This is a genomic window from Streptomyces sp. NPDC088762, from assembly GCF_044750905.1.
GTDB lineage: Bacteria > Actinomycetota > Actinomycetes > Streptomycetales > Streptomycetaceae > Streptomyces.
Map to the genome: position 1 here is coordinate 141304 of NZ_JBIVKT010000012.1, position 22695 is coordinate 163998.

General features: G+C 73.8%; 20 protein-coding genes. 14 read left to right on the forward strand and 6 right to left on the reverse strand.

Features of this window, described 5'->3' with window-relative positions; translation table 11 throughout:
* Nucleotides 1–6 precede the first annotated feature (6 nt).
* From ACIP5M_RS25305 to ACIP5M_RS25315, 3 genes are all read left to right on the forward strand, one after another.
* Complete coding sequence (locus ACIP5M_RS25305) at nucleotides 7–1629, forward strand: hypothetical protein (RefSeq protein WP_401200941.1); 1623 nt, start codon at nucleotides 7–9, stop codon at nucleotides 1627–1629.
* A gap of 113 nt (nucleotides 1630–1742) precedes the next feature.
* Nucleotides 1743–3188 carry an argininosuccinate synthase gene (gene argG / locus ACIP5M_RS25310; RefSeq protein WP_401200944.1) on the forward strand — a complete coding sequence of 482 codons (1446 nt, stop codon included), beginning with the start codon at nucleotides 1743–1745 and terminating at the stop codon, nucleotides 3186–3188.
* 292 nt (nucleotides 3189–3480) lie between these two features.
* Nucleotides 3481–4920, forward strand: coding sequence for an alkaline phosphatase PhoX (locus ACIP5M_RS25315; RefSeq protein ID WP_401200946.1), 1440 nt, complete (start codon nucleotides 3481–3483; stop codon nucleotides 4918–4920).
* Between the two features lie 87 nt (nucleotides 4921–5007).
* Here ACIP5M_RS25315 and ACIP5M_RS25320 read toward each other — a convergent pair whose 3' ends face one another.
* From ACIP5M_RS25320 to ACIP5M_RS25335, 4 genes are all read right to left on the reverse strand, one after another.
* Nucleotides 5008–5184, reverse strand: coding sequence for a hypothetical protein (locus ACIP5M_RS25320; RefSeq protein WP_401200948.1), 177 nt, complete (start codon nucleotides 5182–5184; stop codon nucleotides 5008–5010).
* 102 nt (nucleotides 5185–5286) lie between these two features.
* Complete coding sequence (locus tag ACIP5M_RS25325) at nucleotides 5287–6549, reverse strand: TerD family protein (RefSeq protein ID WP_401200951.1); 1263 nt, start codon at nucleotides 6547–6549, stop codon at nucleotides 5287–5289.
* A 76-nt stretch (nucleotides 6550–6625) separates the two neighbouring features.
* A complete protein-coding gene (locus ACIP5M_RS25330) occupies nucleotides 6626–6847 on the reverse strand; it encodes a hypothetical protein (RefSeq protein ID WP_401200954.1) in 222 nt (73 codons plus the stop codon).
* Nucleotides 6848–7024: 177 nt separating this feature from the next.
* Nucleotides 7025–8611, reverse strand: coding sequence for an aldehyde dehydrogenase (NADP(+)) (locus ACIP5M_RS25335; protein ID WP_401200957.1), 1587 nt, complete (start codon nucleotides 8609–8611; stop codon nucleotides 7025–7027).
* A gap of 127 nt (nucleotides 8612–8738) precedes the next feature.
* On the opposite strand from ACIP5M_RS25335, the gene ACIP5M_RS25340 reads away from it, so the two are divergent.
* The 8 genes from ACIP5M_RS25340 (at nucleotide 8739) to ACIP5M_RS25375 (ending at nucleotide 16687) form a co-directional block, all read left to right on the forward strand.
* Nucleotides 8739–9575, forward strand: coding sequence for an IclR family transcriptional regulator (locus tag ACIP5M_RS25340; protein ID WP_401200959.1), 837 nt, complete (start codon nucleotides 8739–8741; stop codon nucleotides 9573–9575).
* Nucleotides 9576–9780: 205 nt separating this feature from the next.
* Nucleotides 9781–10779 carry a hypothetical protein gene (locus ACIP5M_RS25345; protein ID WP_401200962.1) on the forward strand — a complete coding sequence of 333 codons (999 nt, stop codon included), beginning with the start codon at nucleotides 9781–9783 and terminating at the stop codon, nucleotides 10777–10779.
* Nucleotides 10776–12050 carry a sensor histidine kinase gene (locus ACIP5M_RS25350; protein WP_401200964.1) on the forward strand — a complete coding sequence of 425 codons (1275 nt, stop codon included), beginning with the start codon at nucleotides 10776–10778 and terminating at the stop codon, nucleotides 12048–12050. Before ACIP5M_RS25345 ends, ACIP5M_RS25350 begins: the two co-directional genes overlap by 4 nt.
* On the forward strand, nucleotides 12047–12724 hold the full coding sequence (locus ACIP5M_RS25355) for a response regulator (RefSeq protein WP_401200966.1): 678 nt from the start codon (nucleotides 12047–12049) through the stop codon (nucleotides 12722–12724). Before ACIP5M_RS25350 ends, ACIP5M_RS25355 begins: the two co-directional genes overlap by 4 nt.
* 62 nt (nucleotides 12725–12786) lie before the next feature.
* Complete coding sequence (locus ACIP5M_RS25360) at nucleotides 12787–14235, forward strand: peptidoglycan D,D-transpeptidase FtsI family protein (protein WP_401200968.1); 1449 nt, start codon at nucleotides 12787–12789, stop codon at nucleotides 14233–14235.
* A 62-nt stretch (nucleotides 14236–14297) separates the two neighbouring features.
* The gene (locus ACIP5M_RS25365; protein ID WP_401200970.1) at nucleotides 14298–14789 is read left to right on the forward strand and encodes a GNAT family N-acetyltransferase; all 492 of its coding nucleotides are present in this window, start codon (nucleotides 14298–14300) and stop codon (nucleotides 14787–14789) included.
* A 65-nt stretch (nucleotides 14790–14854) separates the two neighbouring features.
* Nucleotides 14855–15562 (forward strand): DsbA family oxidoreductase, encoded by a 708-nt coding sequence (locus ACIP5M_RS25370; protein WP_401200973.1) that lies wholly within the window; start codon nucleotides 14855–14857, stop codon nucleotides 15560–15562.
* Between the two features lie 69 nt (nucleotides 15563–15631).
* A complete protein-coding gene (locus ACIP5M_RS25375; RefSeq protein WP_401200975.1) occupies nucleotides 15632–16687 on the forward strand; it encodes an aminotransferase class V-fold PLP-dependent enzyme in 1056 nt (351 codons plus the stop codon).
* Nucleotides 16688–16767: 80 nt separating this feature from the next.
* Here ACIP5M_RS25375 and ACIP5M_RS25380 read toward each other — a convergent pair whose 3' ends face one another.
* Nucleotides 16768–17853 carry a pyridoxal-phosphate-dependent aminotransferase family protein gene (locus tag ACIP5M_RS25380; protein WP_401200978.1) on the reverse strand — a complete coding sequence of 362 codons (1086 nt, stop codon included), beginning with the start codon at nucleotides 17851–17853 and terminating at the stop codon, nucleotides 16768–16770.
* Between the two features lie 64 nt (nucleotides 17854–17917).
* Between ACIP5M_RS25380 and ACIP5M_RS25385 the strand changes: the two genes are divergently transcribed.
* Nucleotides 17918–19012 (forward strand): amidohydrolase family protein, encoded by a 1095-nt coding sequence (locus tag ACIP5M_RS25385; protein WP_401200981.1) that lies wholly within the window; start codon nucleotides 17918–17920, stop codon nucleotides 19010–19012.
* Nucleotides 19013–19304: 292 nt separating this feature from the next.
* On the forward strand, nucleotides 19305–20216 hold the full coding sequence (locus ACIP5M_RS25390) for an SCO1860 family LAETG-anchored protein (RefSeq protein WP_401200983.1): 912 nt from the start codon (nucleotides 19305–19307) through the stop codon (nucleotides 20214–20216).
* Nucleotides 20217–20413: 197 nt separating this feature from the next.
* Here the strand turns inward: ACIP5M_RS25390 and cobC are convergent, their stop codons facing one another.
* Complete coding sequence (gene cobC / locus ACIP5M_RS25395; protein ID WP_401200986.1) at nucleotides 20414–21835, reverse strand: Rv2231c family pyridoxal phosphate-dependent protein CobC; 1422 nt, start codon at nucleotides 21833–21835, stop codon at nucleotides 20414–20416.
* 125 nt (nucleotides 21836–21960) lie between these two features.
* Between cobC and ACIP5M_RS25400 the strand changes: the two genes are divergently transcribed.
* A complete protein-coding gene (locus ACIP5M_RS25400) occupies nucleotides 21961–22695 on the forward strand; it encodes a ZIP family metal transporter (RefSeq protein WP_401200989.1) in 735 nt (244 codons plus the stop codon).

Here is a 22695-nt window from a genome sequence, read left to right on the forward strand (position 1 = left end):
CGCCCCATGTCCGCAGAGCCGCACCCCACGCTGCCGCCGGTACGGCTGCACTCCGATGCGGAACTGGCCCGCGACGCCCTCGTCGCCCCCCTGTTCGCCCGCGCCGTACGGCTCGCCCGCTGGGCCGGACCCGACACCCGCGTCGACGTGGGCGGCGAACTCGTCGCCGCCCAACTGCCCGAGGCCGCCGCGGTGCTCGGCCTCGACGCCGCCGACCCGGCCTCCGTGGCGTACGCGAGCCAGGCCTGGCGGGTGGCCGTGGACACGGGCCTGGTCGACGTGACCGAACCGGAGGCGGACGGAGGGGACTTCGCGAACTCCGCGAACTCCGCGAGCTCCGCGAGCTCCGCGAGCTCCGCGAACTCCGCGAACTCCGCGAACTCCGCGAACTCCGCGAACTCCGCGAACTCCCTGGTTTCCGGAGGCCCCGGACCGGAAGAGGCCGGCACCGCCCGGCCCGGCGAGGACCTGGCGCTTCTGACGGGCGGCGCCCCCGGCGACGTGCTCGACCTCTGGCTGGCGGCCCTGGACACCGTCCTCGCCGATGCGGCGGTACCCGACCTGGACGACCTCGTCGACGCGCTGGACGAGGGCGGGGAGATCGACTTCGACCAGCTGGACTGGAACCCGCGGCGCGAGGCGGACTTCCTGGACGGGGTCCTCGCCAACCTCTACCTGCTCACCGTCGCCGAGGGCAGGTCGCCGGACGAACCGGTTCCGCTGCCGGTGCTCGCCGCGTCCATGGTCATGCCCGAGGACATGGCGGATCCGACCGACGCCGTCCTGGAGCAGGTCTCGGACGCGATGATGCGCCTCGACGACCAGTTCCGGCAGCTGGAGCCGATCGGCCTGGTCGAGTACCGGCCCGTCGACGAGGAGCTGCTGGCGGAGGCGGACGACGAGGGCGTCCCCGCGGCCGGGGGAACGGCCGCGACCGCAGGCCAGGCCGGCGACGACGCGGACGAGGACGTCTCCCGCTACGGGATGGTCCGCCTGACCCCCCTCGGCCTGTACGGGGTCCGCGCCCGGATGCTCGAGGCCGGCGTCGAGGCCCCCGCGGTCGGAGAACTGGCCGACAAGGGCGCGGACGCCCTGCTCGACGTGGTCTCCTCCTACCCCGAGGCCGCCGCCCAGGCCGAGATGGAGCTCTGGCTGGCCGGCCGCGCGCTGCCCGCCGCCGTGGCCGAACTGCTGGACGCGGCGCGCGGTGACGACCCGGGCGCCCCGCTGCGCCGGCTGCGCTGCCAGCAGGCCCTCGCCCCGGCCGGGCCGGAGGCCGAGCCCGCCGTCCGCGCGGTGCTGGACGACGCGGAGCTGGGCGGGCTCGCCCGGGTCTGGCTGGCCGAGCGCGGGGTGACCGGCGTACCGGCACCGGACGAGGAGATGGTGTTCTGGCTGACGGTCGACACGATCGCGGCGCAGCTCGCCGCCGACGGGGAGACCGAGGAGCTGCCGCTCCTGATGGAGACCCTCACCGGCCACCACACGGGCTTCTTCGACCGGGTGTGGCGGGTGGAGCACCCGGCGACGGCGTACGTCCTGGAGGCTATGGGGCGGCTGCACCCGGACAAGAAGGCGGCGAAGGAGGCCCGTAAGGCCGCGTTCAAGGCACGCTCCCGGCGGCCCTGAGGCGGGCGGGCCCGGGCGGACCCCCCGCTTCCGCACGCGACTGCGACCGGTCGAAAGAGCGACCGGCCCAGGACCCCGTTGCATGAACATACGTAGTGATGCATACTCTTCCTATGTCCAAGGTCCTCACCTCCCTGCCCGCCGGCGAACGCGTCGGCATCGCCTTCTCCGGCGGCCTCGACACCTCCGTCGCGGTTGCCTGGATGCGCGACAAGGGTGCCGTTCCGTGCACCTACACCGCCGACATCGGCCAGTACGACGAGCCCGACATCGCCTCGGTGCCCGGCCGTGCGAAGACCTACGGCGCCGAGATCGCGCGCCTGGTCGACTGCCGCGCGTCGCTGGTCGAGGAGGGACTGGCCGCGCTCACCTGCGGTGCGTTCCACATCCGCTCGGGCGGCCGCGCCTACTTCAACACGACGCCGCTCGGCCGCGCCGTCACCGGCACCCTGCTGGTCCGGGCGATGCTCGAGGACGACGTCCAGATCTGGGGCGACGGCTCGACCTTCAAGGGCAACGACATCGAGCGGTTCTACCGCTACGGCCTGCTCGCCAACCCGCACCTGCGGATCTACAAGCCCTGGCTCGACGCCGACTTCGTGACCGAGCTCGGCGGCCGCAAGGAAATGTCGGAGTGGCTGCTCGCCCACGACCTCCCCTACCGCGACAGCACCGAGAAGGCGTACTCCACCGACGCCAACATCTGGGGCGCCACCCACGAGGCCAAGACCCTGGAGCACCTCGACACGGGCGTCGAGACCGTTGAGCCGATCATGGGCGTGCGGTTCTGGGACCCCTCGGTCGAGATCGCCACCGAGGACGTGACGATCGGCTTCGACCAGGGCCGCCCCGTCACGATCAACGGCAAGAAGTTCGGCTCCGCCGTCGACCTGGTGATGGAGGCCAACGCCATCGGCGGCCGCCACGGCATGGGCATGTCGGACCAGATCGAGAACCGGATCATCGAGGCCAAGAGCCGCGGCATCTACGAGGCCCCGGGCATGGCCCTGCTGCACGCCGCGTACGAGCGCCTCGTCAACGCCATCCACAACGAGGACACCCTCGCCCAGTACCACAACGAGGGACGGCGCCTCGGCCGCCTCATGTACGAGGGCCGCTGGCTCGACCCGCAGGCCCTGATGGTGCGCGAGTCGCTCCAGCGCTGGGTCGGCTCGGCCGTCACCGGCGAGGTCACCCTGCGACTGCGGCGCGGCGAGGACTACTCGATCCTCGACACCAAGGGCCCGGCCTTCAGCTACCACCCGGACAAGCTGTCCATGGAGCGCACCGAGGACTCCGCCTTCGGCCCGGTGGACCGGATCGGCCAGCTCACCATGCGCAACCTCGACATCGCCGACTCGCGCGCCAAGCTGGAGCAGTACGCCGGCCTCGGCCTGATCGGCACCGGCAGCCCCGCCATCGGCGCCGCCCAGGCGGCCGCGACGGGCCTGATCGGCACCATGCCGGAGGGCGGCGCCGAGGCCATCGCCTCCCGCGGCGAGGTCTCCGGCGACGAGGAGATGCTGGACCGCGCCGCGATGGAGTTCGGCACGGACTGAGGTCCGCACCGACGGCACGGGCTTCACCGCCCCCGGCCGGTCCGGCGCCACGACGGCGCCGGGCCGGCCGTTCGCGTATCCGGTGGCGTGACACGGCTGTCCGGGCACCGGCAGGCGTGGGCCCCCCCGCGGCGACAATGCGCCGTTCATGGGGTGGAGTTGGCCATTCCGGCCGCGGGCAAGGGGTCGGCCGCACGTCGCGGGTAGTTCAGCCGCCGTTCACGTGCGGGCGGGAGCGTGTGCGCCGACGACCGCACGACAGGCGCACCACCTCCCCACCCCTGGAGACCCGATGCCGCTCAGCCGCAGAGACTTCACCGCCCGTACCGTCATCGCCGGTGCGGGCGTCGCCCTCACCGGGACCGTCGGAGCCCTCGCGACCGCACCCGGCGCGCTGGCCGCCGACGACGGCACGCGCCGCGACGAGCACGGGCGGCCCTGCGAACCCGGCTACGGCCCCCTCGTCCCCGACCCGGCCGGCCTCCTGGCGCTCCCCGCCGGATTCACGTACCGCGTGATCACGCACAGCGGTGTCACCACACTGGACTCCGGCGAGACCACCCCGTCCCACCACGACGGGACCGCCGCCTTCGAGGGCCACCGAGGAGTCACCCTCCTCGTCAACAACCACGAGCTCAAGGGCAAGCGGGAGAACTGGGCGCACCCCGTCCCCCTCGCCGAGGGCCTCGTCTACGACCCCGCCGCGGCCGGCGGCTGCACGGTCGTCGAGGTCCGGCGCGGCGGCGAGGTCGCCGAATGGGTCGGCGTCGCCGGTACGTCGACCAACTGCGCGGGCGGTGCCACCCCCTGGGACACGTGGCTGACCTGCGAGGAGACCGAGGACCTGGCCGGCAAGAACGGCATGACGAAGGACCACGGCTACGTCTTCGAGGTCGACCCGCACGACCGCCGCGCCAACCGCGACCCTCAGCCGATCAAGGCGTTCGGACGCTACGCGCACGAGGCGGTGGTCATCGACCCGCGCCGGGGCCACGCCTACCTGACCGAGGACGCCTCCGGCCCCAACGGGCTGTTCTACCGCTGGACCCCGCCCAGCGGATTCCGCCACGGCCGCGGCAGGCTCCGTACCCTCTCCGCCGACGCCGGCGTACTCCAGGCCGCCAAGTGCATCGACAGCTCGGGCCGCTTCGTCGACGACCTCTCGCGCGCCACGAGGATCGGCACCGTCTACGGGGTCGACTGGGTGGACGTGGCGGACCGCGACGCGCGGACCGTCCCCGTGCGCAAGCAGTTCGCGGACGGGGTCGTGACGCGGGGACGGAAGCTGGAGGGCATGTGGTGGGGCGACGGCGGCGCGTACTTCGTCTCGTCCTACGCCCGTGAGGAGAGCCCGGGCGCGGCGCACGACGGCCAGGTGTGGTTCTACGACCCCAAGCGGCGCACGGTCCGGCTGACCGTCCTGATCGGGGTGAACACGGACACGTCGGCCGAGGGCGGCTACGACGGCCCCGACAACATCACCGTGTCGCCGTACGGCGGCCTCGTCATCGCCGAGGACGGCTCGGGCCTCCAGCACCTGTTCGGCGCGACCGAGTCGGGCCGGACCTACCCGCTGGCGCGCAACGAGCTGAACATCGGCACGGCCGAGGAGCCCGAGTACTCGGAGTTCACCGGCGTCTGCTTCTCACCGGACGGGCGCACGCTGTACGCCAACCTCCAGGACCCGGGCATCATGCTGGCCATCACCGGGCCGTGGCGGCGCGCGCACTGACGCGGCTCCCGCTGCCGCCGCCCGGCGGCCCGCCGGTGGCTCACCGGCGGGCGGCGCTTCACCGGCGGCGGCCGGTCCACCGACGGCTCACTGGGCCGCGGCAACCTCCGCCCGGGAGGCCGCGGCCCACTCGGCGAGGAGGAACTCGTACGCCTCCGAGGGCCACTCGCCGTCCACCCGGGTCTCGACAAGGTGCCGTATCGCCTCGTTCGCCTCTGCGGCGGACGGGCGGGCGGGCCCCGCGGGGTTGAGTGACTCGTACATGCCTCCAAGGCTACGGGCGGGCACGGACAGCCACCCCCGGATTACGCGTGGCATCCATCACCCGCCCTCCCCGGCTGCGGCCGCACCTGCCCGCCCACCTGCTCAGAGTGCCTGTGCGGCGGGCTTGACCATCCCGCGCACTGTGCGGGACTTCACAAACTCGCCCATGGCCGTCATCTCCCACTCCCCGGAGAACTGCTTGATCAGCTTGGCCATCATGACCCCGGTCTGCGGTTCGGCACCGGTGAGGTCGAAGCGCACCAGCTCCTCGCCGCTCGCCGCGTCGATCAGCCGGCAATAGGCCTTGGCCACCTCGGTGAACTTCTGCCCGGAGAAGGAATTGACCGTGAAGACCAGCCCGGTGGCGTCGGCGGGAAGACGGCCGAGGTCCACGACGATCACCTCGTCGTCGCCCGCTCCCTCGCCCGTGAGGTTGTCCCCCGAGTGCTTGATGGCGCCGCCGAGGATCGACAGCTTGCCGAAGTAGCAGCTGTCGATGTGGTTGCGCTGCGGGCCGTAGGCGATGACGGACGCGTCGAGGTCGATGTCCCGGCCGCGGAAGGCGGGCTCCCAGCCCAGGCCCATCTTGACCTGGGAGAGCAGCGGCCGGCCGCCCTTGACCAGGGAGACCGTCTGGTTCTTCTGCAGGCTGACCCGGCCCTTGTCCAGGTTGACCTTCCCGGCGCCGAGCGCGGCGGACGCGGCCACGGGGGCGGGCGCCGCCGGGGCCGGCGGCGCGGCCGGGGCGGGCGTCGTGGCACCGCCGAGCCAGGGGGAGGCCGGGTAGGAGGCCGGCGGTGCGGGCGGAGCCGGGGGCGCGGGCGGGGCGACGGGGGCGGGCGCGGGGGCCGCGGCCGCCGGCTCCTCGTCCACGGAGACGCCGAAGTCGGTCGCGATGCCGGCGAGGCCGTTCGCGTACCCCTGGCCGACCGCCCGGACCTTCCACACGCCGCCGCGCTGGTAGACCTCGACGACGACGAGCGCGGTCTCGGTCCCCAGCCGCGGCGGGGTGAAGGTGGCGATCACCGCGCCGCCGTCCGCGTTGCGCACGGTGGCGGTGGGCTCGATGCCCTGGAAGGTCTGCCCGGCGGCGTCGGGGCTGGCCGTGACCACGATGCGCTCGATGCCCGGGGGCACGGCGCTGGTGTCGACGGTGATCGAGTCCGGCGCCGTACCGCCACCGGACCGGTAGTCGACGCCGGGCCCGGAGGGCTGGTTGTAGAAGATGAAGTCGGCGTCGGAGCGCACCTTGCCGTTCGCCGCGAGGAGCAGCCCGGATACGTCGAGCCGCACCGGGGCAGCCACGTCCACCGTCACGCGGACGGTATTGAGCGGCAGGTTGGAACCAGGGGTCATAGCGGTCATGCCCGGAGAACGACCGAGGGTGCTTTGCCGTTCCCTTACCCTCGCGACAGATTCGGCCCGGGATCCGGCGCGCGGTTCATCGCCGGTTGCGGGGGTGGTTCTTCGCCGTGCGCTCGTTGCCGAACTTGTACGAGCCGGTCCAGCGCGCCATCACCAGCTGCGCGTCACCGGCCCCCACCTCGGCGAGGAACCTGTCGGCCCGGCTCCCGCGGAGGGTGGCCGCGGTACGGCCCTGGTGGGTGATGACGACGCGGTGGTCGCGGTGTTGTTCGTACGAGAACCCGTGCGGCTTCGGCATGAGCCGCAGCCTGCCCCGCCCCGGGCGGAGGCGGCAACGCAATTAGCGGGCCCCCGGCCGCCGCCCGGCACCCCGCTGCAGGTGGCGGGGGCCCGACAGCCACCCGGCGGCCTCCGCCCGGACCGCCCCCCGGCTACCTCCGGCCACCGCCCCCGGGCCACCACCTGCGGCCCGCGCTCAGGCCCCCGTCACACGGCGCGGCAGCCCCAGCGGGTTGGCCTCGCGCAGCTCGGCCGGGAGGAGTGCGTCCGGAACCGACTGGTAGGCCACCGGCCGCAGCCAGCGCTCGATGGCGGTCCCGCCGACGGAGGTGGAGTGCGAGGTCGCCGCCGGGTAAGGGCCGCCGTGGTGCTGGGCCGGGGCCACGGCGACACCGGTCGGCCAGCCGTTCACCACGATCCGCCCCGCCAGCCCCGTGACCTGGGCGATCAGTGCGGAGGCCGGGCCCGGCGCACCCTCGGTCTCGGCGGCCGACAACTGGAGGGTGGCGCTCAGGTTCCCGGAGAGCCGCTCCAGCACCGCGGCCGCCTCGCGCTGGTCGGCGTACCGGACGACGACGGTCACCGGGCCGAAGCACTCCTCCAGCAGCACCTCGTAGGAGTGGCGGTCGGTACCTTCCGACCCATCGGACCCATCGGACCCTTCGGACCCCGCGGCGCCCCCGGCGGGGTCGACGAGCAGGCCGGCCGGGACGGTCAGGTAGCCCGCCCCCACGGTGTGCTCCCCTCCGGACCCGGGGGTGACGGGCGCGGTGACGCCGGGCAGCGCCGCACGCTCGCGGACGCCGGCGAGGAAGTTCTCCCGCATCCGGTGGTCGAGCAGGACCCCCGGCTCCGTCTCGCCGAGCGCCTTGGTCAGCGCCTCCGTGAGCCGGTCGCCGTCCGCGCCCTCGGGGACCAGGACCAGACCGGGCTTCACGCAGAACTGGCCGACGCCGAGGGTGACCGAGCCCGCGAGTCCCGTACCGATCTCCTCGGCGCGCTCGGCGGCGGCCGCCGGGGTGACCACGACGGGGTTGAGGGAGCCGAGCTCCCCGTGGAAGGGGATGGGCACGGGCCGGGCGGCGGCCGCGTCGAACAGGGCCCGCCCGCCCCGGATGGACCCGGTGAACCCGGCCGCGGCCACCAGCGGGTGGCGGATCAGCTCCAGGCCGGCGTCGAACCCGTGGACCACCGAGACCACCTCGGCCGGCAGACCGGCGGCGACCGCAGCCCGGCGCAGCACCGAGGCGCACAGCTCGGAGGTCGCGGGGTGGTCGGGATGGGCCTTGACGACCACGGGGCAGCCTGCGGCCAGCGCGCTCGCGGTGTCCCCGCCGGGCACGGAGAAGGCGAGCGGGAAGTTGGAGGCGGCGTATACGGCGACCACGCCGAGCGGCACCTTGTAGCGGCGCAGTTCGGGGCGGGGCGGGCTGAGGGAGGGATCCGCGCGGTCGATCCGGATGTCGAGGTAGGACCCCTCGTCCACGGCGTCGGCGAAGGCGCGCAGCTGACCGGTCGTGCGCGCCAGCTCGCCGGTGAGCCGGCCCGGGCCGAGTGCGGTCTCGGCGTCGGCGGCCTCGATGACGTGCGGGGCGGCTTCGTCGAGCAGCGCGGCGGCCTTGCGCAGGAAGGCGGCGCGGACGCCGGCGTCGGCGAGCGCGCCACGGGCCGCGTGCGCGGACCGTACGGCTTCGTCCACCTCCTGGCGTGTGGCCTCCACCGCAACCTGCTCGCGCTGCTTCCCGGTGCGGGGGTCCACACTCCAGACTGGTGTCGTCGTCATGACCCGCTGCCTCCTGGATCGTTCAGTATTCTGAACGCCGTTCCGGTGGATGAATGATCACATCTGCTGCGGACTCTATTTCCGCGTCCTCCGCGTGACAAGAGGCGACCAGAGGGGAAGCGCGCGCATGACGACGACCGAGGCGGGGCCCACGGACGAGGCGGGGCCCGCGGACGAGGCGGGGTCCTCGGCCCAGGGGGTGCCCACGGCCCAGGGGGCGGCGGTCAAATCGGCGGTCCGGACCGTCCTGCTGCTGGAACACTTCGCGGCCCGGCCCGGCCTGCACAGCCTGGCCGACATCCAAAGCGACCTCTCCCTCCCCAAGTCCAGCCTGTACATGCTGCTGCGCACGCTGGTGAACCTGGGCTGGGTGGAGACGGACGCGACGGGCACGCGCTACGGCATCGGCGTACGGGCGCTGCTGGTCGGCAGTTCGTACATCGACGGCGACGAGGTGGTCACCGCGGCCCGGCCCACCCTGGACCGGCTCTCCGACGACACGACGGAGACCATCCACCTGGCCCGGATGGACGGAACGAGCGTCGTGTACCTCGCGACCCGCCAGTCCCAGCACTACCTGCGGCCCTTCACCCGGGTCGGGCGGCGGCTGCCGGTGCACTCCACGGCACTGGGCAAGGCGCTGCTGGCCACGCACACGGACGAGGAGGTACGGGGGCTGCTGCCGCTGCGGCTGGAAGCGGTCACCGAGCACACCATCACCGACCGGGAGCAGCTGATCGAGGAGCTGGCGCTGGTGCGGGAGCAGGGGTACGCGGTGGACCGGGAGGAGAACACGCTCGGGCTGCGCTGCTTCGGAGTGGCGGTGCCGTACCGGACGCCGGCGCGGGACGCGGTGAGCTGCTCGGTGCCGGTGGCGCGGCTGACGGCGGGGCACGAACAGACCATCAAGGCGGCGCTGTTCGAGGCGCGGGACCGGCTGTCGGTGGTCACGCGGCGCATGTGACAACCCGGTCGCGGGTCAGCGGACCGCGGAACGCGAATCGCGGCCCGCGGCCCGGCGACCGCCACATCGGCCGGGGACCGGGGCCCGTGGCCGATGTGCCGCGACCATGCCGTGCGGCGGCAGGGGTGGTTCCTCCCCCGCGCGGGGGAGGCGGTTCCCCTTGGAGGGGGAGGTGGCGGGGCAGCGGACACGGGACCGTTGGGTCATGACCACGCGAGCAGTTCACCCATCGACGTACGAGACCCACCGGGAGACCCGGCGGCCGGCCCCCGCCCTGGGGACCGGAGGGCGGATCCTGCGGGCGGTCGCCCTGACCGCCACCGTGCCCTATCTGGTGCTCAAGACCGCCTGGCTGGCCGGGAGCAGGATCGGGATACCGGACGGCAGCGTGCTGCTTGACCCGGGGCCCTTCCTCATGGCGGCGAATGCCGTCACCGTGGCGATGGACGCCTGCGTGGTCCTGCTCGCGCTGCTGCTCACCAGACCCTGGGGCAGACGGGTGCCGGCCTGGACGCTCACCGTCCCGGTGTTCGTCGCGACCGGACTGCTGACCCCGATCCTCCTCGGGTTCCCGGGCCAACTGCTCATACGGGCGCTCGGCTTCGGGGCGGAGCCCGTCGGGGAGGCGGTGCGGGAGCCTTTCCTGGACCCCTGGGTGTTCAACGTCGTCTACGCCGGATTCACGGTTCAAGGACTCGCCCTGGCCGGTCTGTTCGTGCCCTATGCGCGGGAGCGCTGGGGCCGGCGGTGGCAGGGCGTGACGGGCGCGCGGCTGCCGTCACCCACGGGGGTGGTGGCGGCGGCCGCGGCTACGGCCGGCCTGGCGATCGCGGTGGTGTACGGGTACTGGGCCTGCGGCGGTGCGGCCGGGCTGGGTGCCGAGAGCGTGGCCGCGTACTCCGTGGAGAGGGCCCTGGTGTCCGCGCTCCACGGGACGTGCGCGCTCGCCGCCGGAGTGGGGGCCGTGCTCCTGGCCCGTGGCGGGGCGTTTGCGGCGCGGTGGCCGCTCGGCCTCGTCTGGATCGGTGCGGCGGCGGCCCTGAGCTGGGGGAGCTGGATGCTGATCACCTCGTTCGGACCCCAATTGGACGGCGGCGAAGGGCCTTCCGCCGCGGTCCAGTTGGCCTACGCTGACCAGATGATCACCGGATTGCTCGCCGCCGCCGTCCTCATACGGTTCCTCACCGCCCGCCGACCGGCGTGAACCGGCTGCTGGGGGCGCGGGCCAGGCTGCGCTGGGTCCACCTCGTACTCGGCGGGGCCCTGCTGATGCCGTACTTCCTCCTCACCCAGGTGGGGGTCGGCATCGCGGCCGGCGGGGCCAATGCCCTGGCGTCCCTCCCGCTCACCCTCGCCGCCTACGCGGCCGCCCTGCCGCTGGTCGCCGTCACCGCCGTGTTCGGACTGGTCCGGCCGCTGTCCGTGGCCGCCGTCCGGGCCATGTGCGGGGTGCCGGGGGAGCGGCTGGCCGACGGGCCGGCGCGGTCCTGGGCCGCGCGGGGGCGGACCTCGGCATGGTGGACCCTGCACCTGGGAGTGGGGGCGGTGATCAGCGGGCTCAGCCTCGCGGTGCCTCCCATGGCGGTGGTGCTGATCGCGCTGCCGTTCGTGCCGGGGCTGCGCGAGCCCGAGCTGGGGCTGGGCTGGTTCAGCACGAGAGCCGACCCGTACCTGGCCCCGCTGCTCGGGGCGGGTCTGCTGGCCGGGCTCGCCCTGTGCGCCGCCGGGGCCGGGGCGCTGCTGGCCCGGCTGGCGCCCGTACTGCTCGGGCCGACGGCTGCCGACCGGCTGGCCGCTGCCGAGGAGCGGGCCGCCGACCTGGCCGTGCGCAACCGGCTCGCCCGGGAACTGCACGACGCCGTCGGCCACGCGCTGAGCGCCGTCACCCTCCAGGCGGTCGCCGCCCGCCGGGTGCTCGACAGCGACCCCGCCTTCGTACGGGAGGCACTGGCCGCGATCGAGGACACCACCCGGCGGACGGTGGGCGAGCTGGACGCCGTACTGGGCCTGCTGCGGGACGGGGATCCGGCCCGGCCGGACGCCGCGCCCGCGCCGACCCTCGCCGCCGACCTCGACGGACTGCTGGCCCGCACCCGGGCCGGCGGTACCCCCGTCACCGCCCACCAGGACCCCGGACCCGCCGGGGACTGGGAGGGCCTTCCGGCCATCGCCTCCCGCGAGGCGTACCGGATCGTCCAGGAGGGCCTCAGCAACGCACTGCGCCACGGCGCGGGTCCGGTGGAACTGCGGATCCGCGTCCGGGGCCGGGAAGAGACCGGACATCGTGAACTGGAGATCACCATGACCAATCCGCCCGCCGCGCCGGAGGACCGGGAGCCCCGCACCACCGGGGGCCGCGGGCTGCGCGGTGCCGCCGAACGGGCCGCGCTCCTCGGCGGCGGCGTCGAGGCGGGCCCGCACGAGGGCCGGTGGCGGCTGCGGGCCGTCCTCCCGCTCACCGGAGGCGACCGATGAGCGCACCGGCCCCGGCGGTCCGGCCGCCCCTGCGCATCGTGCTCTGCGACGACGAGCGGATGGTCCGCACGGCCCTGCGGGTCATCCTCGAAGCCGAAGCCGACCTCGAGGTCGTGGGCGAGGCGGCCACCGGCGCCGAGGCCGTGGCGCTGGTCCGCTCCCTCGCGCCCGACGTGGTGCTGATGGACGTCCGGATGCCCGAGATCGACGGGATACGGGCGACCGAACAGATCCTCGCCACCATGGCCGAGCCGCCCCGCGTCGTGGTCGTCACCACCTTCGAGAACGACTCCTACGTCTACGCCGCCCTGCGCGCGGGAGCCTCCGGGTTCCTCCTCAAGCGGGCCGGCCCCGACGAACTGATCGGCGCGGTGCGGCTGGTCGCCCGCGGCGACTCGCTGCTCTTCCCGGCCGCCGTCCGTTCCCTCGCCGCCGCGCACACGGCCGGCGCCCCGCCCGCAGCGCCCTGGGTGGCCCGGCTCACCGACCGGGAGGCCGACGTCCTGCGGCTGATGGCCACCGGACTGTCCAACCACGAGATGAGCGAGCGCCTCGGGGTCGGCCCGCAGACGGTCAAGACCCACGTCGCGTCGGTCCTGGCCAAGACCGGCTCGCGCGACCGCACCCAGGCCGTCATCGCGGCCTACGAGGGAGGCTTCATGAAGAAAAGCTGAGAACCCCGCCACAATCGGGGCAGAGCGGAACGCCCGGTGCGGCTGGTGCGTCCTTCTGGGGGATGAACAAGACGATCAGGCGAGCGTCGGTCTTCTGCCTGCTCCTGGTGCTGGCCCTGCTGGTCCGTGTCACCTGGGTGCAGGCCTACCAAGGCCAGGCCCTCGCAGACGACAAGAACAACCGGCGCAACCTCATCGGGCAGTACGAGAACCCGCTGGGCAACATCATCGTGGGCGGGGAGGCGATCACGGGCTCGACCAGGACGGGCGGCAAGGACTTCGGCTACAAGCGGACCTACACCAACGGCCCGCTCTACGCGCCGATCACCGGATACAGCTCGCAGGCCTTCGGCACGAGCATGCTGGAGGGCGTCTACAAGAACGTCCTCAACGGCTCCGACAGCCGGCTGAAGACCATGATGGACATGCTCACGAACAAGCGGGCCGCCCCCGGCAACGTCCTGACGACCATCGACCCGGACGTGCAGAAAGCGGCGTACGACGCGCTCCAGGGCAAGCAGGGCGCCGCCGTCGCCATCGACCCCTCGACGGGCCGGATCCTGGGGGTCGTCAACAACCCCTCCTACGACCCGGGCCGGATCACGGGCGCCAACGACACGGAGGCCTGGGAGGAGCTGTCCGCCGACAAGGGCAAGGCGATGGAGAACGTGGCCCTGCGCAAGCCGCAGGCACCCGGCTCCACCTTCAAACTGGTCACCCTCGCCGCGGCGATCGAGAACGGGCTGGTCTCCTCCATCGACCAGAACACCTCCGTTCCCGGCGACTACACGATCCCCGGCACCAGGACCAAGCTGAAGAGCGAGGTCCCGGACGAGATGTGCCACAACGCCTCGCCGCGCACCGCCCTCAGGCTCTCCTGCAACAACGTCTTCGCCGACTTCGCGCACAGGCTGGGCCAGGACAAGATGCGCGCGATGGCCGAGAAGCTCGGCTTCAACACGCAGATCGACACCCCGGTCCGCACCAACCCGCCGAGCAAGTACCCGTCGAAGAAGATGTCGGTCGACCAGGTCGCGCAGACGGGTATCGGCCAGTTCGACGTGCAGGCCACCCCGCTCCAGATGGCGATGGTGACGGCCGCGATCGAGAACGGCGGCAAGCTTGTCGCCCCGCACATGGTCTCCCAGGTCACCGACGCCGGCGGCAACGTCCTGGAGAGCTTCGAGGACCCCAAGTCCCAGCAGGTCATGAGCGAGAAGACGGCCTCGATGCTGCGCGACGCCATGCGGACGGTCGCCACCGAGGGCGGCGGCAAGAGCGCGCAGGTGCCGGGCGCCGAGGTGGGCGGCAAGACCGGTACCGCCCAGCGCGGCGTGAACAACAGCCTGCCGCCGCTGGCCTGGTTCACCTCGTACGGGAAGCTCGACGGCAAGCAGATCGCCGTCGCCGTCGTGATCGAGAACTCCGACACGGACCGCTCCGAGATCGGCGGCGGCAAGCTGGCCGCCCCCATCGCCCAGAAGATGATGGAGGCGTGGCTGAAGAAGTAGCCCGCGGGCCGTGCGGCCGGCGCGCCGGGAACCGAGACGGTTCCCGGCGCGTTTCCCTCTCCATGATCCGTATCGCGCGCCCCGCCGACCTCGACGCGATCGCCGCCCTCCACGCCCGGGCCCGCGCGACCTACTACGAGGGCCGCATTCCCGAGGAGGCCTACAGCGGCGCGGCCGAGCTCGCCCGTACCCGCGAGGGCTGGTCCCGGGCCGTCGCCCGCGCCCAGGCCGACGGCGGGGTCCTGTGCGCCGAGCAGGACGGCGAGCTCACCGGGGTCGCCGCCTTCCGCACCGCGGACGGCGAGACCACCCTCACCCAGCTGCACGTCGACCCGGTCCACTGGCGCAAGGGCACCGGAGCCGCCCTCCACGCCGCATGCCTGGACGCATGGCGCAGCGCCGGAATCCAGCGGGTCCGCCTGGAGGTCTACACGCACAACCTCCGCGCCCAGGCCTTCTACGCCACCCACGGCTGGCTCCCGGAGCCGCACCCCACCGCCTCCGGATCCCACCGCGTCCTGTGGCTCTCGGTGCCCCCGCCGTCCGGGGAATGAGACGGACCCCCAGGTCGTTGAAGCGGGAACTGTTTCGTTCCCCGGACCCGGAGAGAAGAAGGATCATGCGCGTCGAGATCTGGAGCGACATCGCCTGCCCCTGGTGCTACATCGGCAAGGCCCGTTTCACCAAGGGGCTGGCCGAGTTCGCGCACCGTGACGAGGTGGAGGTCGTCTTCCGGTCCTTCGAGCTCGACCCCAACGCCGCCAAGGGCGTCACCGCGCCCGTCACCGAGATGCTCGCCAAGAAGTACGGCCGCACCCTCGACGAGGCGCGCGCCATGGAGGAGCACGTCGCGGCGAGCGCCCGCGCCGAGGGTCTGCAGTACCGGATCGACGGGCGCGACCACGGCAACACCTTCGACATCCACCGCCTGCTGCACCTGGCCGAGGCCCGGGGCCGCCAGGAGGAGCTGCTCGACCTGGCCTACCGGGCCAACTTCGGCGAGGAGCGGTCCGTCTTCGACCCCGAGGTGCTGATCGCGCTCGCCGTCGAGGCCGGGCTGGACGAGGCGGAGGCCCGCGCCGTCCTCGCGGACGACTCCGCCTACGCCGACCAGGTCCGGGCCGACGAGCGCGAGGCCGCCGAACTGGGCGCCAACGCCGTGCCGTTCTTCGTCCTCGACCGCCGCTACGGGATCTCCGGCGGACAGCCGGCCGAGGTGTTCACCCGCGCCCTGGAGCAGGCCTGGGCCGGGCGCGAGGTGCCCGAACCGGACGCCGGCGCCGGGGCGTGCGAGCCCGGCGAGGCCTGCACAGTCCCGCCGGTATAAGCATTTCTTTGGGACGCCACGGATAATTCGGCAATGGACTTTGGGTTGTTTCTGGCGCAGAGTTACCTCATGGATCTTGACCTCGCCGAAGCGACCCGTGCCGAGTTCGCGCACTCCACCGCCTACCTCAACACCGCAAATTGCGGGGTGCTCCCGCGTTCCGCCGTCGCGGCCGTACGGGAGCTGGCCGACGCGGCGGGGGCCGGAATCCCCGCCGGATTCGGCGACTTCGACCGGGTGAACCGGGCCCGTGCCGCCTTCGCGCGGCTCGTGGGGGTGGGCGTGGAGCGGGTGTCCGTCGGCTCGGCCGTGTCCACCCACGCCGGTCTCGTCTCTGCCTCCCTCCCGCCGGGCGCCGAAGTCCTCTGCCCGGAAGACGACTTCGCCTCCGTCATCAACCCGTTCGTGGTGCGGGGAGACCTCAAGGTCCGCTTCGCGCCGCTGGAAACCCTCGCCGAGGCCGTCGGCCCGGACACCGCACTGGTCTCGCTGAGCGCCGTGCAGTCCGCGGACGGCCGGATGGCGGACCTGCCCGCCGTCCGCGCGGCGACCGCCGCCCACGGGGCCCGGATGCTGGTGGATGCCACGCAGGCAGTGGGCTGGCTGCCCTTCGATGCCTCCCCGTACGACTACACGGTCACCGGCGGGTACAAGTGGCTGCTGGGCATGCGCGGTGCCTCGTACATGACCGTGTCGCAGGAGGCCCAGCACACCCTGACGCCGCTGCACGCGGGGTGGGTGGTGGCGGAGTCCCTCTGGGACGACATCTACGGGCCGATGGGGGAACTGGCCCGCGACGCGCGGCGGTTCGACGAGTCCCCCGCCTTCCTCAGCTACCACGCGGCCGAGGCCTCACTGGCCCTGCTGGAGCGGATCGGCATCGAGGCGATCCACGCCCACGACACCGCCCTGGCCGCCCGCTACCGGGCCGGCCTCGCCCGCCTCGGCCACGAGCCGGTGCCCGGCGAGGCCGCCATCGTCTCGGTGCCGGGGCTCGCCGACCGCCAGCCCGCCCTCCAGGCGGCCGGCATCGCCACCAGTGCCCGCGCGGGCGCCCTGCGGGCCTCCTTCCACCTCTACACCACCGAGGCGGACGTGGACCGGCTCCTCGACGTCCTCTCCTGACCGGGGGCTTGCGAGGGCGAGCACGATCAGGCGGGCGGCCCTGGGGGCCGAGGCCCGGCGCGCCGGGAGGGCGAGCCGGCTCACGCCGCGGCGGCAGCCGCCCACGCCGACTCCGCCGCGGCGAGCGCCGCGCCGGGCTCGGCCCCCAGGGCCGCCGCGAGGGCCGTCAGCGAGGCGCGGACCACGGGCAGCGCGGCCGCCGTGCCGTAGTGGTTGACCCGCAGCATCTCCTGCGCGAGCGCGCCACCCCCCGCCGCGAGCGGAACCGCCGGATCCGTGGCCAGCGCCTTGGCCACCACCGGCGCGGCGCCCGCGACCCGCAGGGTGGTGGCCACCGGCGCCGCCTCCGACGCCCGGCCCACGTACGGGGTGATCCCCAGCTCCGCCGCGCCCGCACGGGTCGCCGCCGCGGCGGCCGCGTGGCGGGCCGTCACCGAGGACAGCCCCTCCGCCGCGATCCGGTCCAGGCAGGCCTCCAGCGCCAGCATCTCCAGCTGCGCCGGCGCGTGCAGCAGGGTCCGGCGCCCGCCGTCGATCCAGCGTTCCTTCCAGTCCAGGAGCGAGAGGTACGAGCGGCGCGGCGCCGCCGGGTTCGCGGCGAACCGGGCCCACGCCCGCTCCGAGACCGACACCGCCGACACGCCCGCCGGGCCGGCCATCGCCTTCTGCGCGCCGATCACGCACAGGTCGACGCCCCACGCGTCCGGGAGCAGCGGCTCGGCGCCCACCGACGCCACCGCGTCCAGCATGAACAGCGCCCCGTGCGCCCGTACGACCTCACCGATCTCCGCCACCGGGTTCGTGTTGCCGGTCGCCGCCTCGGCGTGCACCAGCGAGACGAAATCGATCTCCGGGTGCTCGGCCAGCGCCCGCGCCACCTGCTCCGCCGTCACTGCCGTGTCGAAGGGGACCGTCAGGTCCACCACCGTGGCGCCGCAGTCGCGCAGCCAGCCGCCGAAGGTGTTCCCGTAGGGGCCGGTGACCACGTTCAGCGCCGTCGAACCGGGCCGGGCGCCCGACCGGATGCAGCCCTCCAGCGGCAGCAGCGCCTCGCCCTGGGTGATCACCACGTCCTGCCGGGTGCCGAGCAGCTCCGCGACCCCCCGTTCGATCGAGGCGAAGCGCTCCGCCGTGAGCGGCGGGAGGTCCAGGAGGGGGTGGGTCACGGTGCTGCTCTCTTCGTCCGGGGTTACCCGCCGAGCGTACCGAGCCCGCACGTACAGTGCCGACATGAGCGATGTGAGCGAAGTGCTGCACGTGAAGGGGCGGGTGCTGGTCGGGCCGGACGAGGTCCGCGACGAGCTCTGGGTGGTCGGGGGCCGGATCTCCTACGAGCGCCCGCGCGCCGCCCGGGAGATCACCACCGTGACCGGCTGGGCCCTGCCCGGCCTGGTCGACGCGCACTGCCACGTCGGCCTGGACTCCCACGGTCCGGTCGACGCCGAGACCGCCGAGCGCCAGGCCCTGACCGACCGGGACGCCGGCACCCTCCTCATCCGCGATGCCGGATCGCCCTCCGACACCCGCTGGATCGACGACCGCGAGGACCTGCCGAAGATCATCCGGGCCGGCCGGCACATCGCCCGCACCCGCCGCTACATCCGCAACTACGCCCACGAGATCGAGCCCGCCGACCTCGTCGCGTACGTGGGCCGCGAGGCGCGGCGCGGCGACGGCTGGGTGAAGCTGGTCGGCGACTGGATCGACCGCGAGGCCGGGGACCTGGCCCCCTGCTGGCCGCGCGCCGAGGTGGAGGCCGCCATCGCCGAGGCGCACCGGCTGGGTGCCCGGGTGACGGCCCACTGCTTCGCGGAGGACTCGCTGCGCGATCTGGTGGAGGCGGGGATCGACTGCATCGAGCACGCCACCGGCCTCACCGAGGAGACCGTTCCGCTGTTCGCGGAGCGCGGGGTCGCGATCGTCCCCACCCTCGTGAACACGGCGACGTTCCCGAAGCTGGCGGCGGGCGGCGAGGCGAAGTTCCCGGACTGGTCGGCGCACATGCGACGGCTCCACGAGAAGCGGTACGACACCGTCCGGGCCGCCTACGACGCGGGCATCCAGGTCTACGTCGGCACCGACGCGGGAGGCTCCCTGCCGCACGGCCTGGTCGCGGCGGAGGTGGCGGAGCTGGTGAAGGCCGGGATCCCGCCGCTGGACGCCCTTTCGGCGACGGCCTGGGCGGCGCGCGCCTGGCTCGGCAGGCCGGGTCTGACCGAGGGAGCGCCGGCGGACCTCGTGGTCTACGCCGCCGACCCCCGGGCGGACGTAGGGGAGTTGGCGCGGCCGCTGCGGGTCGTCGTGAACGGCGCGGTACGGGCCTGAGCGCCGCGGCTCACCGGGTTGACGGCGCGTGACATCGGCGGCTCCCCGGTCGTTGTGAACGGTCGCGCGGACGACCGGTGTCGGGAACCCTGGGAAAGGAGAGCACTCACGTTCTTCACGAGGCGGGGGAAATCGAATACATGCGTGGAAACCACCCTTTGGGGTGAACTCACGCCAGGTGGCCGCCCGTTCACTCACAGTGCGTAAAGATTCCGGGGACGAAGCCGTCGGCGCCCGCGATGTCCCCCATCGGCGGCGCGACGGCACCCATCTCCCCGGGGGTTCCACCACCTTGAACAGCAACACCTTCCGCATGCCCGCGGCCGTCCTGCTCGCCACGGGAGCGGTAGCCCTGCTCACCGCGCCGCCCGCCCTCGCCACGGGCGGCGGCGCCGGGAGCGAGGGCAAGGCCGGCGCCGTCGTCCTGCGCACCGGACTGGACGTGGGCCTGCTCAACAAGACCGTCCACATCCCGCTGAAGGCGACCCTCAACGAGGTGAGCGCCCCGGCGGCCCCCGCCGAGAAGACGGCGCTGACGGTCACCCTGGACGGGGTCGAGGGGGGTGCGCCGGTCAGCGTGCTCCGCGCCGACGTGGCCACCTCGAAGGCCACCGCGGACAAGACCCGGGCCGAGGCGGAGGCCAACCTCGCCAAGGCCCGGGTGCACGTGCCGGGCTTGCCGGCGCTCTCGCTCATCGAGGTGGAGAAGGTCACGTCCAAGGCCGTCTGCGAGGCCGGCAAGCAGCCCGTGGCCACCGCGAACGTCCTCGGGACGGTGACCGCGCTCGGCAAGAGGACCACGCTGTCGGCGGGCGGCCCCACCACGATCGAGGTCCCGGGCGTGGGCCTGGTCAGCCTGGAGCTGTCCGGCACCAGGACCACGTCCACCACGGCCGCCGCGGCCGCGCTCCGCCTGAAGGTGTCGGTGAACCCGCTGAACCTGGGCGTGGCCGAGGTGGAGGGCGAGGTCGTACTCGCCGAGGCGCACTGCGAATCCCCGAAGGGACCCGCGCCGACCCCGCCCGCGAAGCCGGACGTCAAGCCGCAGACCGGGACGGGAACCGGGTCGGGGATCACCACCGACGCCAACCTGGCCGAGACCGGCGGCGGTTCGCTGACCCCGTACGTGGCGGGCGCCGCGCTGATCCTGCTCGGCATCGGTGCGGGCGCGCTGGTCGTCTCCCGGCGGGGCCGGACTTCGTAAGGTAGCGCCCCCTCCCGGGCGGCCCGGTCAACGTGAGGGGTCGGGGGCGCGGTGGGGTGTCGTCCGGGACCGAAACGAGATGAATTCGGCGCGAGCTTCCGCCGTGCAACCCAGCCCCCAGGGCGCCGAACATCGAAGCCCGTCCCGGACGACACCCCACGGCGCCCCCGGCCCCAGACCCCGCCCCCAGCCCTCCGTCAGCGCGCGGCCAGCGCAAGCGCGTGGTCCAAGGCCTGGAGCAGCCGCCCCGTGGTCGCCCGGTCCCGGACCGCGAGCCGGAGCCAGGAGTGGTCCAGCCCCGGAAAGGTGTCCCCGCGGCGGACCGCGAAACCCAGCGCGCGCAGCCGCGCGCGCACCTCCGCACCGCCTTCCACCCGGATCAGCACGAACGGCCCCTCCGCCACCCCCACGACCGTGACCTCCTCGAACTCCGCGAGCCCGGCCAGCAGATGCGCCCGGTCCACCGCGATCTGCCGGGCGGCCTCCTCCGCCTCGGCCAGCGCCGCCGGAGCCATACAGGCCTCGGCCGCCACCAGCGCAGGCGTGGACACCGGCCACAGCGGCTGCGCCGCCGCCAGCTTGGCGATGACCTCCGGCTCGGCCAGCACGTAGCCGATCCGCAGCCCCGCCAGCCCCCACGTCTTCGTCAGGCTCCGCAGCACCACCAGTCCCGGCACGTCCGTCCGCCCGGCGAGGGCCTCCCGTTCCCCGGGTACGGCGTCCATGAACGCCTCGTCCACCACGAGGATCCGGCCCGGGCGGGCCAGCGCGGCCAGCGTCGCCGCCGGGTGCAGGACCGACGTCGGGTTGGTCGGGTTGCCGACCACCACCAGGTCCGCTTCCTCGGGCACCGCCGCCGGGTCGAGCCGGAACCCGTCCTGCGCCCGCAGCACCACCCGCTCCACCCGGCGCCCGGCGTCCCGCAGCGCCGCCTCCGGCTCGGTGAACTGCGGGTGCACCACGACCGGCCGTACCGGGGCCAGGGCCCGCGCGATCAGCACGAAGGCCTCCGCCGCCCCGGCCGTCAACAGCACCCGGTCGACCGGAATCCGGTGCCGATCCGCGACCGCCGCGCGGGCGGGCCGGCCGTCGGGGTATGCGGAGAGATCCCCGAGGGACGCCGCGATCCGCTGTCTGAGCCACTCCGGCGGTGTGTGCGCCCGTACGTTGACCGCGAGGTCCACCAGCGCCGAGCCCGCGTCCATCACCTCCGCGTCCCCGTGGTGGCGCAGGTCGTGCGCCTGCGCGGTGGCCACCGCGCAGGTCGCCGCCACCGACCGCCGCTTCGGTACGAGGAGTTCGCCGCCCCCCGCGAGCGCCGCCGCCTCCGCCACCGAGGGCGTGCCCGTGGCGGTGCGCGCCGCGTCCGAGGGATGCGGGACCGTGATCGCGGCCAGCTGGTGGGCAGGGTAGCTGAGGAGGGGCACGCCGAAACGTTCCGCCGCGCCCGCTATCCCCGACTCGCCCGCTTTGGAGTCCACCGTGGCCAGCGCCGTCACCGACCCCGAGGCCAGCCCGGCCCCCCGCAGCGTCTCCTCGACCAGGGCACACACCTCCGCGACGGAAACCCCCGCGCGTCCGCCGACCCCGACCACCAGCTGCGCGTCGTACTCGCCCACCGGGGGTCCTCCCTCCGTAGTCACCGCGACCGCCACCGGCCGGTCGTGTCAGTCGTCAACAGTCCAACACGGGCCACCCGCGCGCGGACGTGCGCGCGGGGCGAGGAGTCGGTATTCAGGGGCACATGGCCGTGATGGTGGCGCTGGGCGCGTTCCTGATGACCCTGGCGGGCGGCTGGACGGCGCAACGCGTCACCGACCGCCGCCACCTCGTGCTGGGCCTGGCCGGCGGGCTCATGCTCGGCGTCGTCGGCCTCGACCTGCTCCCGGAGGCCCTGGCGGCGGCGGGCGGCCCGGAGCACGACGTCTTCGGCGTACCCCTCGCCCTGCTGCTCTTCGTGGCCGGCTTCCTCGTCGCGCACGTCGTGGAACGGCTCCTGGCCGTACGTCAGGCCGCGCACGGCGCCGAGAACGGGGGCCGCGTCCCCCAGGTCGGACTCACGGCCGCCGCCGCCATGGTCGGACACAGCGTGGCCGACGGCGTGGCCCTGGGCGCGGCCTTCCAAGTCGGCGGGGGCATGGGCGTGGCCGTGGCGCTGGCCGTCATCACGCACGACTTCGCCGACGGGTTCAACACCTACACCCTGACCAGCCTCTACGGGAACGCCCGACGCAAGGCCCTGCTGATGCTCTTCGCGGACGCCGCCGCACCGGTGGCGGGCGCGGCGTCCACTCTGCTGTTCACCCTTCCGGAGGAACCCCTCGGGGCGTACCTGGGCTTCTTCGGCGGGATCCTGCTGTACCTGGCGGCCGCCGAGATCCTGCCCGAGGCACACCACAAGCACCCCGCCTTGTCCACGCTGATGTGCACGCTGAGCGGGGTGGCCGGGATCTGGCTCGTGGTGGGCCTGGCGGACTGA

Bases quoted from the DNA above. Each gene is read 5' to 3' on its own strand.
- ACIP5M_RS25305 (WP_401200941.1), top strand. From the start codon at position 7: ATGTCCGCAGAGCCGCACCCCACGCTGCCGCCGGTACGGCTGCACTCC.
- argG (WP_401200944.1), top strand. From the start codon at position 1,743: ATGTCCAAGGTCCTCACCTCCCTGCCCGCCGGCGAACGCGTCGGCATC.
- ACIP5M_RS25315 (WP_401200946.1), top strand. From the start codon at position 3,481: ATGCCGCTCAGCCGCAGAGACTTCACCGCCCGTACCGTCATCGCCGGT.
- ACIP5M_RS25320 (WP_401200948.1), bottom strand. From the start codon at position 5,184: ATGTACGAGTCACTCAACCCCGCGGGGCCCGCCCGCCCGTCCGCCGCA.
- ACIP5M_RS25325 (WP_401200951.1), bottom strand. From the start codon at position 6,549: ATGACCGCTATGACCCCTGGTTCCAACCTGCCGCTCAATACCGTCCGC.
- ACIP5M_RS25330 (WP_401200954.1), bottom strand. From the start codon at position 6,847: ATGCCGAAGCCGCACGGGTTCTCGTACGAACAACACCGCGACCACCGC.
- ACIP5M_RS25335 (WP_401200957.1), bottom strand. From the start codon at position 8,611: ATGACGACGACACCAGTCTGGAGTGTGGACCCCCGCACCGGGAAGCAG.
- ACIP5M_RS25340 (WP_401200959.1), top strand. From the start codon at position 8,739: ATGACGACGACCGAGGCGGGGCCCACGGACGAGGCGGGGCCCGCGGAC.
- ACIP5M_RS25345 (WP_401200962.1), top strand. From the start codon at position 9,781: ATGACCACGCGAGCAGTTCACCCATCGACGTACGAGACCCACCGGGAG.
- ACIP5M_RS25355 (WP_401200966.1), top strand. From the start codon at position 12,047: ATGAGCGCACCGGCCCCGGCGGTCCGGCCGCCCCTGCGCATCGTGCTC.
- ACIP5M_RS25360 (WP_401200968.1), top strand. From the start codon at position 12,787: ATGAACAAGACGATCAGGCGAGCGTCGGTCTTCTGCCTGCTCCTGGTG.
- ACIP5M_RS25365 (WP_401200970.1), top strand. From the start codon at position 14,298: ATGATCCGTATCGCGCGCCCCGCCGACCTCGACGCGATCGCCGCCCTC.
- ACIP5M_RS25370 (WP_401200973.1), top strand. From the start codon at position 14,855: ATGCGCGTCGAGATCTGGAGCGACATCGCCTGCCCCTGGTGCTACATC.
- ACIP5M_RS25375 (WP_401200975.1), top strand. From the start codon at position 15,632: ATGGATCTTGACCTCGCCGAAGCGACCCGTGCCGAGTTCGCGCACTCC.
- ACIP5M_RS25385 (WP_401200981.1), top strand. From the start codon at position 17,918: ATGAGCGATGTGAGCGAAGTGCTGCACGTGAAGGGGCGGGTGCTGGTC.
- ACIP5M_RS25400 (WP_401200989.1), top strand. From the start codon at position 21,961: ATGGCCGTGATGGTGGCGCTGGGCGCGTTCCTGATGACCCTGGCGGGC.